The organism is Streptomyces sp. CA-250714 (assembly GCF_050936705.1).
Classification (GTDB): domain Bacteria; phylum Actinomycetota; class Actinomycetes; order Streptomycetales; family Streptomycetaceae; genus Streptomyces.
Window position 1 is genome coordinate 3150811 of record NZ_JBNJMI010000002.1, and the last position, 13227, is coordinate 3164037.

17 protein-coding genes and 1 tRNA gene are annotated in these 13227 nt (G+C 70.6%); 11 read left to right on the forward strand and 7 right to left on the reverse strand.

Annotation, left to right across the window (positions count from 1 at the left end; translation table 11 throughout):
• The first annotated feature begins 186 nt into the window (after nt 1-186).
• From ACQEU8_RS32930 to ACQEU8_RS32975, 10 genes are all read left to right on the forward strand, one after another.
• A complete protein-coding gene (locus ACQEU8_RS32930; RefSeq protein WP_433107630.1) occupies nt 187-537 on the forward strand; it encodes a hypothetical protein in 351 nt (116 codons plus the stop codon).
• Nucleotides 538-539: 2 nt separating this feature from the next.
• Nucleotides 540-1865 carry an FtsK/SpoIIIE domain-containing protein gene (locus ACQEU8_RS32935; protein ID WP_433107632.1) on the forward strand — a complete coding sequence of 442 codons (1326 nt, stop codon included), beginning with the start codon at nt 540-542 and terminating at the stop codon, nt 1863-1865.
• A gap of 86 nt (nt 1866-1951) precedes the next feature.
• Complete coding sequence (locus ACQEU8_RS32940) at nt 1952-2575, forward strand: DUF2637 domain-containing protein (protein ID WP_433107634.1); 624 nt, start codon at nt 1952-1954, stop codon at nt 2573-2575.
• A gap of 18 nt (nt 2576-2593) precedes the next feature.
• Nucleotides 2594-2782, forward strand: a complete 189-nt coding sequence (locus tag ACQEU8_RS32945; protein ID WP_433107636.1) for a hypothetical protein — start codon at nt 2594-2596, stop codon at nt 2780-2782.
• Complete coding sequence (locus tag ACQEU8_RS32950) at nt 2782-2973, forward strand: mobile element transfer protein (RefSeq protein ID WP_112494254.1); 192 nt, start codon at nt 2782-2784, stop codon at nt 2971-2973. Before ACQEU8_RS32945 ends, ACQEU8_RS32950 begins: the two co-directional genes overlap by 1 nt.
• 13 nt (nt 2974-2986) lie before the next feature.
• Complete coding sequence (locus ACQEU8_RS32955) at nt 2987-3181, forward strand: hypothetical protein (protein ID WP_433107638.1); 195 nt, start codon at nt 2987-2989, stop codon at nt 3179-3181.
• A 14-nt stretch (nt 3182-3195) separates the two neighbouring features.
• Nucleotides 3196-3480: a hypothetical protein gene (locus ACQEU8_RS32960; protein ID WP_433107640.1), complete on the forward strand. Its 285-nt coding sequence runs from the start codon at nt 3196-3198 to the stop codon at nt 3478-3480.
• 157 nt (nt 3481-3637) lie between these two features.
• On the forward strand, nt 3638-4942 hold the full coding sequence (locus tag ACQEU8_RS32965) for a replication initiator (protein WP_433108888.1): 1305 nt from the start codon (nt 3638-3640) through the stop codon (nt 4940-4942).
• Complete coding sequence (locus ACQEU8_RS32970) at nt 4939-5166, forward strand: excisionase family DNA-binding protein (protein ID WP_433107642.1); 228 nt, start codon at nt 4939-4941, stop codon at nt 5164-5166. The genes ACQEU8_RS32965 and ACQEU8_RS32970 overlap by 4 nt, the downstream gene beginning before the upstream one ends.
• On the forward strand, nt 5163-6422 hold the full coding sequence (locus ACQEU8_RS32975; RefSeq protein ID WP_433107644.1) for a site-specific integrase: 1260 nt from the start codon (nt 5163-5165) through the stop codon (nt 6420-6422). The genes ACQEU8_RS32970 and ACQEU8_RS32975 overlap by 4 nt, the downstream gene beginning before the upstream one ends.
• Before the next feature lie 73 nt (nt 6423-6495).
• Here ACQEU8_RS32975 and ACQEU8_RS32980 read toward each other — a convergent pair.
• The 7 genes from ACQEU8_RS32980 to galU all read right to left on the reverse strand — a co-directional run bounded on the left by ACQEU8_RS32980 (nt 6496) and on the right by galU (nt 12468).
• Nucleotides 6496-6569, reverse strand: a tRNA-Ala gene (locus ACQEU8_RS32980).
• Between the two features lie 72 nt (nt 6570-6641).
• Nucleotides 6642-8198, reverse strand: coding sequence for a hypothetical protein (locus tag ACQEU8_RS32985; protein WP_433107646.1), 1557 nt, complete (start codon nt 8196-8198; stop codon nt 6642-6644).
• A 174-nt stretch (nt 8199-8372) separates the two neighbouring features.
• Nucleotides 8373-9002: a GNAT family N-acetyltransferase gene (locus tag ACQEU8_RS32990; protein ID WP_433108890.1), complete on the reverse strand. Its 630-nt coding sequence runs from the start codon at nt 9000-9002 to the stop codon at nt 8373-8375.
• Entirely contained in the window at nt 8999-9652 is a 654-nt protein-coding gene (locus ACQEU8_RS32995; RefSeq protein ID WP_433107648.1) for a MogA/MoaB family molybdenum cofactor biosynthesis protein, read from the reverse strand. Before ACQEU8_RS32995 ends, ACQEU8_RS32990 begins: the two co-directional genes overlap by 4 nt.
• Nucleotides 9649-10155 (reverse strand): cyclic pyranopterin monophosphate synthase MoaC, encoded by a 507-nt coding sequence (gene moaC, locus ACQEU8_RS33000; RefSeq protein ID WP_433107650.1) that lies wholly within the window; start codon nt 10153-10155, stop codon nt 9649-9651. Before moaC ends, ACQEU8_RS32995 begins: the two co-directional genes overlap by 4 nt.
• Nucleotides 10156-10221: 66 nt before the next feature.
• The gene (gene glp / locus ACQEU8_RS33005; protein ID WP_433107652.1) at nt 10222-11562 is read right to left on the reverse strand and encodes a molybdotransferase-like divisome protein Glp; all 1341 of its coding nucleotides are present in this window, start codon (nt 11560-11562) and stop codon (nt 10222-10224) included.
• A 3-nt stretch (nt 11563-11565) separates the two neighbouring features.
• The gene (galU, locus tag ACQEU8_RS33010) at nt 11566-12468 is read right to left on the reverse strand and encodes a UTP--glucose-1-phosphate uridylyltransferase GalU (protein WP_433107654.1); all 903 of its coding nucleotides are present in this window, start codon (nt 12466-12468) and stop codon (nt 11566-11568) included.
• 107 nt (nt 12469-12575) lie between these two features.
• Here galU and ACQEU8_RS33015 point away from each other — a divergent pair, with 107 nt between their 5' ends.
• Nucleotides 12576-13190 carry a 5-formyltetrahydrofolate cyclo-ligase gene (locus ACQEU8_RS33015; protein WP_433107656.1) on the forward strand — a complete coding sequence of 205 codons (615 nt, stop codon included), beginning with the start codon at nt 12576-12578 and terminating at the stop codon, nt 13188-13190.
• The last annotated feature ends 37 nt before the right edge of the window (nt 13191-13227 follow it).

Genomic DNA, 13227 nt, shown 5'->3' on the forward strand with positions numbered 1-13227 from the left:
GATGACGGCGCTGGGTCGTTTCTCGCGGACTCGTACACACCGAGAAGCATACTCGTATAGACGAGTGGCCAAGACGTGTGACAGAGTGTCCGCACCCCAACAAGATCGGCCGGGGCGAAATCAACCGAGAGCTTGTCTAGACGACTAGCTCTCATCGCTCCGGTGTACGGACAAGGAGAAACGACCTTGCGCACCATTCGAGTTGAGACCACTTCCGCCACCATCCTCCTGACCGAAGCGCCCGAGCCGAAGGTCCGCGATCGCCAGACCGGCGAAGTCGCCAAGGACGCGGTGAGCGGCGAGACGCTGATGAAGGTCGGCGTCGCCTACATCGATGAGGGCGAGTCCTCGCTGATTCACGTCACCGTTCCCGAAAGCGGCGTGACGGACGGGCTTGCTCTCGGCTCCCCGGTCTCCCTGCCGGGCCTCGTGGCTCGCCCCTGGGACTCGGTGTTCAACGGGCAGCAGCGCCACGGCATCGCCTACCGCGCCGCCGCCGTCGCCCCGGGCGCCCTCCCGACCGGCGGGCAGAACTGACCATGTCCGATCTGACGACGCTGATGAAGGTAGGCGGTCCCGTGGCCGGTCTCAGTGCCGGTGCCGCCTACCTCCGGGCCCGGAATCCGGCCGCGTACTGGTGCACCGTCGGCATGCCTGCTTCGGCTGCCCGCCTGGTGGGCTCGTACGGCTCGGTCATGGACTCGTGCGGACTGACCGTGCAGCCCTCCCGCCTGCGGGCGCTGGCCGTGCGGGCGACCACTCGTCGTGAGGTGCGGCCGGTGCCTCCTCGCCGGGGGATGCTGCGGCCGACCTCGACCGGATTGCGGATACGTCTGCGGCTCGCTCCGGGGCAGGAGCCTGCCGACATAGCTGCCTCTGCGGAGCGGCTGCGGCACGCGTGGGGTGTGCACTCCGTGTATGTCGAGCCGGTCAAGCCTGGCGTGGTCGAGCTGCGCCTGATCGGCTTCGACGTCCTGCGACGCGTACGCATGCCGCGCAAGGCGGGAGCCGGGTTCCTGCGGGTACCGGTCGCGCTGCGGGAGGACGCAACCGCGTTCGTCCGCGACTACCGCGCCATCCCGCATGAACTGGTACTCGGCGCCACGCTGTCGGGCAAGTCCATGTACCTGCGGCACCTGATCACCGGGCTCGCTGGGCAGCGGGTCGCGCTGGCCGGTATCGACTGCAAGCGGGGTGTGGAACTGGCGCCGTTCGCCTCCCGGCTGTCCGCACTGGCAACGGACCCGGCCGAGTCTGCCGAGCTGCTGCCTGCACTCGTACAGGAGATGGAGGACCGATACGACCTGATCCGGGCTCGCCAGGGAATCGCCCCATCCACGCCTGACGAGGAGATCACCTCGGACGTGTGGGGTCTGCCCGAGAGCGAACGCCCTGTGCCGATCGTGCTGTTCGTGGACGAGGTCGCGGAACTGTTCCTCGTCGCCACGAAGAAGGACGAGGAACGTCGGGACGAGATGGTCACCCAGCTCATCCGGCTCGCACAGCTCGGCCGCGCCGCCGGGATCTACCTGGAGGTGTGCGGGCAGCGCTTCGGGGCCGAGCTGGGCAAGGGCGCCACCATGCTCCGCGCCCAGCTCTCCGGCCGCGTCTGCCACCGGGTGAACGACGAACCCTCGGCCAAGATGGCGCTCGGCGACATCACCCCCGAAGCGGTCGGCGCCGCCTGCACCATCGCCCCCGAACGCCCCGGCCTGGCCGTCGTCGGCGACACCTCCGGCGGCTGGTCACGCATCCGCACCCCGTACCTGTCCCTGGCCGACGCTGCCGCTCGCTGTGAGCGCACCGCGCACCTGGTGCCCGACCTGCCCGCGCTCAAGCCCTTCCGGCCCACCACTACCGCCTGACCCTGCCCCTCTGATCCGGCCGGCGCGTCCGCCTCGCGCCAACTCCCTACCCCTCCCATGCCGAAAGCAGAAAGGAGGTGCCACCCATGCGCGCCCGACTCTCCGGCGTAGACGCCGTGCTCGTACAGGCCGTCATCGCTGCCGCGCTGTCCTTCGCCCACCTGCACGACCTGGCCTCGGCCGCCGGGCAAGACGGCTGGAAAGCCTGGGCCTACCCGGTCTCGGTCGATCTGCTGTTGGTCGCTGCCTGGCGTCGGTTGCGCTCCGGACGGGACCGCGCTGCGGGCTGGTGCTGGTTCCTCGTCGCACTCGCGGCCTCCCTGGGCGCCAACATCGCCACCGCCGGGCTCCTCGACCTGGGCGACGTTCCCGACTGGCTCCGCATCCTCGTCGCCGGTTGGCCCGCGCTGGCCTTCCTCGGCGGAACGCTCCTCGCCCACACCGCGCACGGACCCTCAGTCGAGCCGACCGCCGAGCAGCCGACCGGACCCGAGAGCGCAGAACCAGTACCCGATCCCTCCGCACCGGCCGCGCCGGAGCTCCCGGCGCCGTCCACCACGGCCGTTCCGGCCGCCCTTGTCGAGCACGCCCGCAAGATCGCCACCGCTCACGAGGAACGCACCGGCGCCCCCATCGATACCCCGACCCTCCGCGCCCGCCTCGGCGTCCCCGCTCCGCTCGCCGAGCAGATCGCCGCCCACCTCACCTGACCCGAGAGGAGATCCGCCATGCCCGGACACATGCCCGACAGCTTCGACTACCTCGACGCGGCCCACGAGATGGCCAATACCGGCCGCCCCACCCTGGCCCGGCTGCTCGCAGAAGAAGCCGCCACCCTCACCGACGACCCCGAAGAAGCCGCCCGCATCCTTCGCCGCTTCCCCGCCCCCGCATCCCTACGACTGAAGGACTGCTGATGCCGCTCAACCGCCGCTTCCGCTCCGTGATCCGCATCGGCCCCGTACAGGTCGGCACCGCCCATGACGGCCGTGGCCGGGAGAAGCACACCGCCGCCTGCACCGCCCCGCGCTGTGGCTTCTCCGCCGACTACGACTCGCGCGCCGCCGCCGAGCTGGCTGCCCGCACCCACCGCTGCCCCGTCCGCTGAAGGAGAGCTTCCCGTGACCGTGAACCTGCCCCTGGTCGTCGTCCTCGGTCTGCTCGTGTGGGGCGCTGTGAAGTTCCTCGGCGTCCGCGTCTGGCTCGTCGTCGTGATCGCCCTCTTCGGCTTCTACCTCGCCGACACCTTCCTTGCCCCCGCCATCGACAACGGCACCCGCACCGGAGTCGAGACCGTCAACGGCACCCACGACTGACAGGAGGACAACTGATGTTCCTGCGCCCGCAGCTCCCCGACACCCACACCCCGAACCTGCCGACAACGGCCCCACACGGGCACGCCCCTGTCTGTGGCTGCCAACCCTCCGCACCCCTCGCCACGTCGCAGCGGTCGCTGCCCTCGGTCAGCTCGGGAGTCGTCGCCGCCGTGATCGTCGGCGGTGTGGTCGTCATCGCGCTCCTGGCCGCCGTCGCCGTGACGGCCGTGTCCGTCGCCGTGGCCGCCCTCGTCCTGCGCTCGCTCCTCAGCTCCCGCAGCGGCATCCACCACCGCTGAACGGCCACCGGGGCGGCCTCGATACCGCCAAGCATCCGCCGCCCCGGCAGCCCGGCCCCTTCCCGTACTCGTAAGTCAGAGAAGGAGAAGCACCATCATCGCGCGCACGAACCCCGCCCCGCTCGCAGAGCTGGCAAACCTCGCCGCGACCGGCTCCCTGCCCGGTATCCTCCGCCAGCTCTCCGGCCTGGGCGGCTGCACCCACCCCATCCGCCTGGCCGGCCACCGCACCGAACACAACCTCGACACCACCACCGGCGAGATCGGCCCGGCCCTGCGCCGACTCGATTCCGCCGAGCTTCCGGCCGGTGACCTCTTGGTCCGCTGCGGCAACCGCCGCACCACCCGCTGTGCCGCCTGCGCCGAGACCTACCGCCGCGACACCTTCCACCTCATCACCGCCGGGCTACGCGGCGGCAAGGGCACCCCGGAAGAGGTCACCACTCACCCGCGCGTCTTCGCGACGTTCACCGCCCCGAGCTTCGGCCCGGTCCATAACCGTCCTGGTACTCGTCGCTGCCGCTGCGGCCGTCACCACGCCCCCGACGATCCGGCGCTCGGAACTCCGCTGAACCCGGACCGGTACGACTACGAATCCGCGGTGCTCTGGAACGCCCACGCAGGCATGCTCTGGCGCCGCTTCACCATCCACCTCCGCCGGGAGATCGCTCACCGCGCCGGACTCACTCAACGAGAGCTCCCGGAACGTGCCCGCATCTCCTTCGCCAAGGTTGCCGAGTACCAGAAGCGTGGGGCGGTCCACTTCCACGCCGTCATCCGCCTCGACGGTCCGGCGGGCGGCGAATCCCGGCCCCCGCACTGGGCCTCTGCCGAGCTGCTGACCGATGCCATCCGCGCCGCAGCATCCCGCACGGTCGCCCCCGGCCCGGTCCTCGACGGCCGCACCCACACCTTCGCCTTCGGCCGCCAGCTCGACATCCGCACGATCCACGGTCCCGACCTCGACGGCGGCCAAGCCCTGACCGACCGCGCCGTTGCGGCCTACATCGCCAAGTACGCCACCAAGGGCGCCGAGACAGCCACCGGCACCCTCGATCGCCGCCTGCGCTTCGTCGCCGAGCTGGCGGGCATGGACCTGCCCCCGCACGCGGAACGCCTCATCCGCACCGCATGGGCCCTCGGCGCCCGCAAGGATCTGGAACACCTCCGGCTTCGCGCCTGGGCTCACATGCTCGGTTTCCGGGGCCACTTCTCCACCAAAACCCGCCGCTACTCCACCACCCTCGGCGCCCTCCGCAGCGCCCGAGCCGAATGGCAACGCCTCCAAGCAGCCATCGCACGCGGAGAAGAAACCGCCCCGGCCGCCAGCGAGGAAACAACGCTCGTCCTCGCCCACTGGACCTACGCCGGAACCGGCCTCACCCCCACCGAGCAATGGCTATCCGCCTCCCTCGCCTACACGCCAACGTCCCACGCCCCGGAAGGAGACGACGCCCGATGACCACACCCGCGACCACCATCAAGCCCAAGTGGCACACCACGGCCGAGGTCGCCGCCATGCTCGGCTTCGGGCTCTCCAAAACCAAAATGCTCGTCCTCACCGGAGAAATCCGCTCCGTCAAGATCGGCCGTAACCGCCGCATCCTCCCCGCCTGGGTGGACGAGTACATCGAGCGCTGTGCGGCGGAAGCCGAAGGCGTCGGCGCCGAGAGGTGGTCCGCATGAGTGGCAAGCGCGGAAACGGCGAAGGCTCCATCTACCCCTACCGCAACGGCTTCGCCGCATACGTCTGGGTCACCACCCCGGACGGCAAGCGCAAGCGCAAGTATGTCTACGGCAAGACCCGCACCGCCGTACACGAAAAGTGGCTCAAGCTCCATGCCGAGAGCCGTAAGGGCCCGGTGGCCACCGCCTCCCCCACCGTCGCCCAGTTCCTCACGTACTGGCTCCGGGAGGTGGTGAAGCCGGACCTCAAGCCGAAGACGTACGAGACATACGAACTGCACACCCGTCTGTTCCTGATCCCTGGCCTAGGCAGCAAGCGACTGGACAAGCTCGCAGTCCGCGACGTGCGCACCTGGATGAACCGCGCGATGGAACAGTGCCGCTGCTGCGCTCGTGGCATCGACGCTGCCCGCCCTCGCAAAGAGCAGCGCTGCTGCGCTCTCGGGCGGTGCTGCAAGCGGCTGCCCTCCCGTCGCACGGTGAACGACGCTCGGGCGGTCCTCCGTTCAGCGCTTACCCACGCCATGACGGAAGAGCTGATCACCAAGAACGTGGCCGCGCTGGTCAAGGTCCGGTCCGGCCGCAAGCAGCGGCGCGAACCCTGGTCCGTGGAAGAGGCGCGTACGTTCCTGGAGGCGGCACGGCTGGCGTACGACCCGCTGTACCCGGCGTACGTCCTGGTCCTGGTGCTCGGCTTCCGCCGGGGTGAGGTGCTGGGGCTCTGCTGGCAGGACGTGGATTTGGAGGCGGGCACGGTCACGGTGGGCCGCCAGCTCCAGCGCATCAGCCGGCGCTTGGTGCACGACGAGACGAAGACCGAAGCGTCTACGGCAACGCTGCCGCTCCCCCAGATCTGCATCACCGCTCTCCAGCTCCGGCGCAAGACGCAAGAGGCGGCCCGGAAGGCAGCGGGGGAGCTGTGGACGGAATCCGACTTCGTGTTCACGACGCGCTACGGGACGCCGATCGAGCCGAGGAACTTCAACCGCGTGTTCGACGCCCGGACGGTCAAGGCTGGGGTGCGGAAGATCCGGCTGCACGACACCCGGCACACCTGCGGGTCGCTCCTCGCCGCCCTCGACGTGCACCCGCGCATCGCCATGCAGATCCTCCGGCACAGCAAGATCGCGATCACAATGGAGGTCTACACGCACGTGCCGTCCGAGGAGACGCGCAAGGCGCTGCGGAAGCTCGGCAAGCACCTCGGCGGCTCGGCCGACGACAACCCGGCCAGTGATCAAGGACAGTCGCCGTAGTTGCTGTACTTCGCTGCTGTACGACGCGTCAGAGCCCCTGCCGGATGACTCCGACAGGGGCTCTGACGTGCGGTGGACCTGAGGGGATTTGAACCCCTGACCCTCTCGTTGCGAACGAGATGCGCTACCGGACTGCGCTACAGGCCCTTGCGACGGGTGAAACCTTAGCATCCTCGTCGGGGCGGGAGGAAATCCGTTGCTGCGCTGGTCACGGGGCGGTCATTCGTTGGCGGCGCGGGGGCGGTCCTCGTCTTCGTACTGGTCGAAGAGGGGGGTGCGGTCCCGGTCGCCGGGGCGGTGGGGGCGGGAGGCCGGGTCGGCCTCTCCCTCGGTGGACTGCGGCTCGGCGACGGGCGCTGTACTGGAGCGGGCCGAGCTCCACGCGTCGGGGGCCTCGAGGTCGACGCCGCGCGTCGCGCGGGGTGCGACGGGGGCGCTCACATAGGTGGGCAGCGGCACCGGTACGGGGTCCCAGCCCTCGCCCTCGGAGGAGTCGCGGTCCCGGGCGCGCTGCTGGTCGACCCATTCCGCGTGGTCGGTCTGCTCGACCAGTGCGCGCCGTTCGGCGGCCTCCTGCTGCTCCGCCTGGGCGCGGGCCTCCTGGCGGGCGTCCGTACGGTTCTCACTGTGCGCGTCCGGGTGGGCACTGCTGCGCTCCCGCTCGGGCGCCGGGGCGTCCGGGGAGACGGAAGCGCGGGGGCGTCGGCCTTCGCGGGCCGCCTCCTGCGCGACACGGGCGGCGAGACGGGGTTCGGTGTCCGCCTCCTGCGCCGCGCCCCGGCGACGGCCGGACGCACCAGTGGCACCGCCGCGCGGCCGCTGGGCGTGCAGGCTGCGTGCTGCTGCCTCGGCCTGGCGCCGGTCCATGGTGAAGGCGAAGCGGCGTCGCTCCTGGGCGCGCAGGTAGACGATGTAGGTGCTCAGCAGGACGGCGGGAATTGCGGGCACCCACAGGAGGGCGAGACCGCGGACAGCTGCGATGACCGTGCCGACAGTGAAGGCGAGGAACAGCAGCATCGTCGTACGCCGCCGTCGGGCCAGCAGCTTGGCTCGCTTGGCCTGCTTGGCGCGCCTGCCCTCCAGTGCGGCAGCACGCGCCTCGGCGGTCTGCGCACGTGGCGCGCCCGCGCCGGCCCCCGCGGCCGCCCGGGAGGGGTCCTGTCCGGACTGGGCGGAATCGGATTCCTCGGTCTCGGGCTGACCGGGCTGAGCCTGCCCGGGGTGCTCCGCGCCGCCGGGGCCGCTGTGCACACCGTCCTGCGCGGCAGAGCGGTCGTTGCCGTTCCGGCTTCCGTGACCGTCCCGGCTCCCATGGCCGTTGCGGCCGCCGTGCGGGACGGGCCGGGCGGCACGGTCAGGCGTGCGGTGAGCGTGCACTTCGGTCAGCGCTTCCGAAGCGGCGGCACTGACCATGGTCTTGGGGTCGGCGAAGGCCCGGACGTCCACCGCCTGCTCGGTGACGGCGTCCGGGTCGCTCTCGTACGCGTCATCGACGTAGCCGTCGTCGCCGTACGCGCCTGGGTGGCCGGGCTCGGCTCCCGCCTTCCGCGCGTACGGATCGTCCGCTGCCCACCCCTCGCGCGCCCGGCGCCGCTCCGCTTCCCTCGCGTAGCGGCGCTCCATGCCGGCTTTGCCGGACAGCAGCCGGATGGCGGTGCTGAAGCGTTCCGTCGGACGGGCTTCGTTCAGCTCGTCCTGTCGGCGAAGCCACATCGGCACCAAGTAGGCGGCCCAGGCCCCGACGATGACTGCGTAGATGAGGCCACTGCTGCTCACCCTCACACGGTAGAGGGGATCGCATGAGGCCATCTGCCAAATAGCCCGGTGTGTCGCACGATCTGGCTGATCCCTCGAACTTTTTTTGTGACTGCTCGTCCGGGCTACGCGGAAATGGCCGATAAATGGCCGGGAGAGGGCTGGCCGTCCGGAAGAACGCCACAATTCGAACGTCTATTTTATTTCTGTCGAGCGGCCGGGCCGCGACCGGTGCCAGCGGGTCAGCAGCCCTTCCGGGACCTCCTCCGCTGTCAGCGCGAACACCAGGTGGTCGCGCCAGGCACCGTCGATGTGCAGATAGCGCGGGCGGGTGCCTTCCTCCCGGAAGCCGAGCTTTTCCACCACGCGGCGGCTGGGGAGGTTTTCCGGGCGGATGCACACTTCGACGCGGTGCAGTCCCACGGAACGGAAACAGTGGTCCACCGCGAGCGCCACAGCTGTCGGCATCACGCCGCGTCCCGCTACTGCGCGGTCGATCCAGTAGCCGATATGACCGGAGCACATGGAACCCCAGGTGATGCCCGCAACGGTCAGCTGTCCGGCAAGTCTTCCCTCGTACTCCACGACAAAAGGAAGCATCCGGCCGGCATGTGCCTCGGTGCGCAGATGGCGCACCATCTGGCGGAAGGTGGGACGGCGCGGCGGCAGATGGCCGGGCGGCGCGGGCGGGATGGTGGCCTCCCAAGGGCGCAGCCACTCGCGGTTGCGCTGGTTGACCTCGCGCCAGGCCCGCTGGTCACGCAGCTTTATGGGGCGGAGGGCCGTGGGACCGTCCGCCAGCTCGGCCGGCCACGGTGCGTTCAGCGGGGGTCTTCCCCTCTGGGGACGCCGGACTGCTGGGACGTGTCCGGCTCGGCGGGATGGTCGCCGCCGTGGATCTGGTCGACGGCGTGCGGCAGCAGCCGGGCGAGAACCGCCAGTCCGTCCTTGACGCCGCCTGTGGAGCCCGGAAGGTTGACGATCAAGGTACGGCCCGCGACGCCGGCGACACCGCGCGAGAGCGCCGCTGTGGGGACCTTCGTCAGCCCTTCGGCGCGGATGGCCTCGGCGATGCCCGGGATCTCGTAGTCCAGGACGTCCCGCGTCACCTCGGGTGTCCGGTCGGTCGGGGAGATGCCGGTGCCGCCTGTCGTCAGGACGACGGCGTAGCCCGCCTCCACGGCTTCCTCCAGCGCCTTGCGGACCGGCTCTCCGTCCGGGACCACGCGCGGCCCGTCTGCTGCGAATCCGAGGCCCTTGAGGCCCTCCACGAGCAGCGGACCGCCCTTGTCGGCGTAGACCCCGGCGGAGGCGCGGTTGGACGCCGTCACGGCGAGGGCGCGGTGGGGCTGCGCGGGGCGGCCGGGGGCGCTGTGCCCGGGGCTGGAGCCGGGGACGCTGTGGGGCTGCGGGGACGGCGCGGCTCCGTGGTTGTGCGGGTGCTGCCCGGTCTGGTGGTGCTCGGGACCACTCATGCGCCCTCCTCGTCGGTGAGCGGCCGGCGCGTCCAGTCCCCTGACTTGCCGCCGGTCTTCTCCTCCACCTTGACATCGGTGATGGCTGCCGACTTGTCGACGGCCTTCACCATGTCGATGACCGTCAGGGCGGCGACCGTAACCGCCGTGAGTGCTTCCATTTCGACGCCGGTGCGGTCGGTGGTCTTCACCTGGGCGGCGATCTCGACAGCGTCGTCGGCGACCGACAGATCGACCTTGACGCCGGAGACGGCGAGAGGGTGGCACAGGGGGATGAGTTCCGGGGTCTTCTTGGCGCCCATGATCCCCGCGATCCGGGCGGTGGCCAGGGCGTCTCCCTTGGGCACGCCCTCGCCCCTGAGCAGCGCGACCACCTGCGGCGAGACGAGCACGCGTCCGGTGGCGCGGGCCGTCCTGGCGGTGACGTCCTTCTCGGACACGTCGACCATCCGCGCGGCCCCGGACGCGTCGACGTGAGTGAGGTGCTGCTGGGGGCTGGTCATGGTTCTCCCGGTCCTGTGCTGTGCCCAGACACGGTACCGGCAGCGGCAAGAGTGCGGCCCGGTGCGTCAGTCGAGCGGCACGACCGTCACTTCGTCCCCGGGGGCCAGCCGGTCGGTCTTCTCGGGGATGTCGATCAGTGCGTTGGCCTGTGCGAGGGCGGCGATCAGGTGCGAGCCCGCTCCTCCGACCGCCCGTACAGTGCCTGTCTCGTCCTCCTCGCCGGGCGGGACGTAGTCGCCCCGCAGGAACTGCCGCTTGCCCTCCGGCGAGGTCAGCGCGGCGTCACCGGCCAGCCGGGCACGCACGGACCGGCGCCGGACAGGCTCCTGGCCCATCAGGGTGCGCAGTGCCGGACGGACGAACAGTTCGAAGGAGACGTAGGCGCTCACCGGGTTGCCCGGGAGCGTCAGGATGGGGGTGCGGTCCGGACCGATGAGGCCGAAACCCTGGGGCTTGCCCGGCTGCATCGCCAGTCTGCGGAACTCCACCGCGTCACCGGCGGCGTCCATACGGTCGTCCTCCTCGCCGCCCCGGAAGGCGTCCACTCGGGAGAGTGCTTCCTTGACGACGTCGTAGGCGCCGACGCTGACCCCGCCGCTGGTGACGACCAGGTCGGCCCGGATGAGCTGGTCCTCGATGGTGGCGCGCAACGTGTCCGCGTCGTCTGCCACCGCTCCAACCCGGTAGGGGATGGCTCCTGCTGCGCGTGCCGCGGCGGTCAGCACATAGCTGTTGGCGTCGTGGATCTGTCCGGGGCCCAACGGCTCCCCTGGTGCGACCAGTTCGCTCCCAGTGGAGAGGACCACCACGCGGGGGCGCGGGCGGACGGTGACGGCGCCGCATCCGATGGCCGCCAGCAGGCCCACTTGTGCGGGGCCGAGGACCGTGCCCGCCTTGAGTGCGACAGTGCCCGCTTTCACGTCGCTGCCCTTGGCCCGTACATGCTGCCGGGGAAGGACCGGTCGGTGCACACGGACCTGGCCGGAGGCACCCTCTGGTGCGGCACTGTGTGCGGGCATGGAGTCCGCCGGGCCCTCGCCTGTGCCGCCGTCCGTCCACTCGACAGGGACGACGGCCTCCGCCCCGGGCGGAAGAGGCGCACCAGTCATGATGCGAGCCGCCTCACCCGACGCGACAGTGGGCAGGCCGGAGCTGCCTGCCGCGATGTCACCGATGACGCTGAGCACCGCGGGGAACTCCTCACTGGCGCCCTCGACGTCGGCTGTCCGTACGGCGTAGCCGTCCATGGAGCTGTTGTCGAACGGCGGGAGGGCGGCGGGGACGATGACGTCATCGACCAGGGTGCAGCCCTGCGCGTCGAGCAGGTTCAGCTCGATGGGGTCCAGTGGGCGGATGCTGCGGAGGATGTCCTCCAGGTGCTCCTCGACCGACCAGGTCTTGCTCAAGACTTACATCTCCTCGGTGACGTAACCGCGCAGCCAGTCCCGGAACTCCGGGCCCAGGTCCTCACGTTCGCACGCGAGCCTGACAATGGCACGCAGGTAGTCTCCCCGGTCCCCGGTGTCGTAGCGACGGCCGCTGAAGACGACGCCGTGCACGGGGCCGCCCAGGGACTCGTCCGCCGAGAGGGCCTGGAGGGCGTCGGTGAGCTGGATTTCGCCGCCCCTGCCGGGCTCGGTCTTGCTGAGTACCTCGAAGACGGCCGGGTCGAGTACATAGCGGCCGATGATGGCCAGATTGCTGGGCGCCTCCTGTGCCGACGGCTTCTCCACCAGGTCGGAGACCCGCACCACGTCGCCTTCGGAGGTGCGTTCGGCCGCCGCGGCGCCGTACAGGTGGATGCTGCCTGGGTCGACCTCCAGCAGTGCGATGACACTGCCGCCGCGCTCCTCCTGCACCTCGATCATGCGGGAGAGCAGGGGGTCGCGAGGGTCGATCAGGTCGTCGCCCAGCAGTACGGCGAAGGGCTGGTCCCCCACATGCGGCGCGGCGCACAGGATGGCGTGCCCCAGGCCGCGCGGGTCGCCCTGCCGTACGTAGTGCATGGTCGCCAGATCGCTGGACTCCTGCACCCGGGCGAGCTTTCCGTCGTCGCCCTTGTCGCGGAGCACCTGCTCCAGCTCGTAGTTGCGGTCGAAGTGGTCCTCCAGGGGCCGCTTGTTGCGGCCGGTGACCATGAGGACGTCCGAGAGCCCGGCGGTCACCGCTTCCTCGACCACATACTGGATCGCGGGCTTGTCGACGACCGGGAGCATCTCCTTGGGTGTGGCCTTTGTCGCGGGCAGGAAGCGCGTGCCGAGGCCGGCTGCGGGGATGACTGCCTTGGTGATCCGTGCGCGAGGAGAAGTCATGTCCCGCACCATAACCGCTGACTTGATGTGGAAGATAAGCGTCCACGGCGTTTATCGCGTTTGTTGGGCTTGTTGCGTTTTACGGCGCGGAAGGGGCTGGGGATTCCATGGGCGAGCCGGAGGCCGTCGGCAACCGTAGTAAGCGCGAGTTGCGCCGTGCTGTCCTGTCGGTGAGGAGAACGTTGACTCCTGACGACCTCCAGGCAGCCGCGCGCTCCCTGGCCCGGCATGTGCTGGAGCTGCCGGAGCTGACCGGCGTCACCACGGTCGCCGCCTATGTGTCCGTCGGCAGCGAGCCGGGAACCGGCCCTCTGCTGGAGGAGCTGCGCGGGCGGGGCGTACGGGTACTGCTGCCGGTGCTCCAGGAGGACAACGACCTCGACTGGGCGGTCTACGAGGGCCCTGAGGCGCTCGTCCCGGCCGGGCGCGGGCTGCGCGAGCCGTCCGGCGCCCGGCTCGACCCGGAGGCGGTCACACAGGCCGACGCGGTGCTGCTGCCGGGGCTGGCCGTGGACCGCAGCGGGCTGCGGCTGGGGCGTGGTGCGGGCTGCTACGACCGGGTGCTCGCCCGGCTCGCGGACCGCGGCGCGCAGCCGGCGTGTGCGGTGCTGCTGTACGACGGCGAGGTGGTCGACCGTATCGAGGGTGAGGAGCACGACCGTCGCGTGCAGATGGCCGTGACCCCGAGCGGAGTGCACCGCTTCAGGGTCACGGAGAGCTGAAACTGACGCCGGAAGGGACTGGCGACCAGTGCCCCGG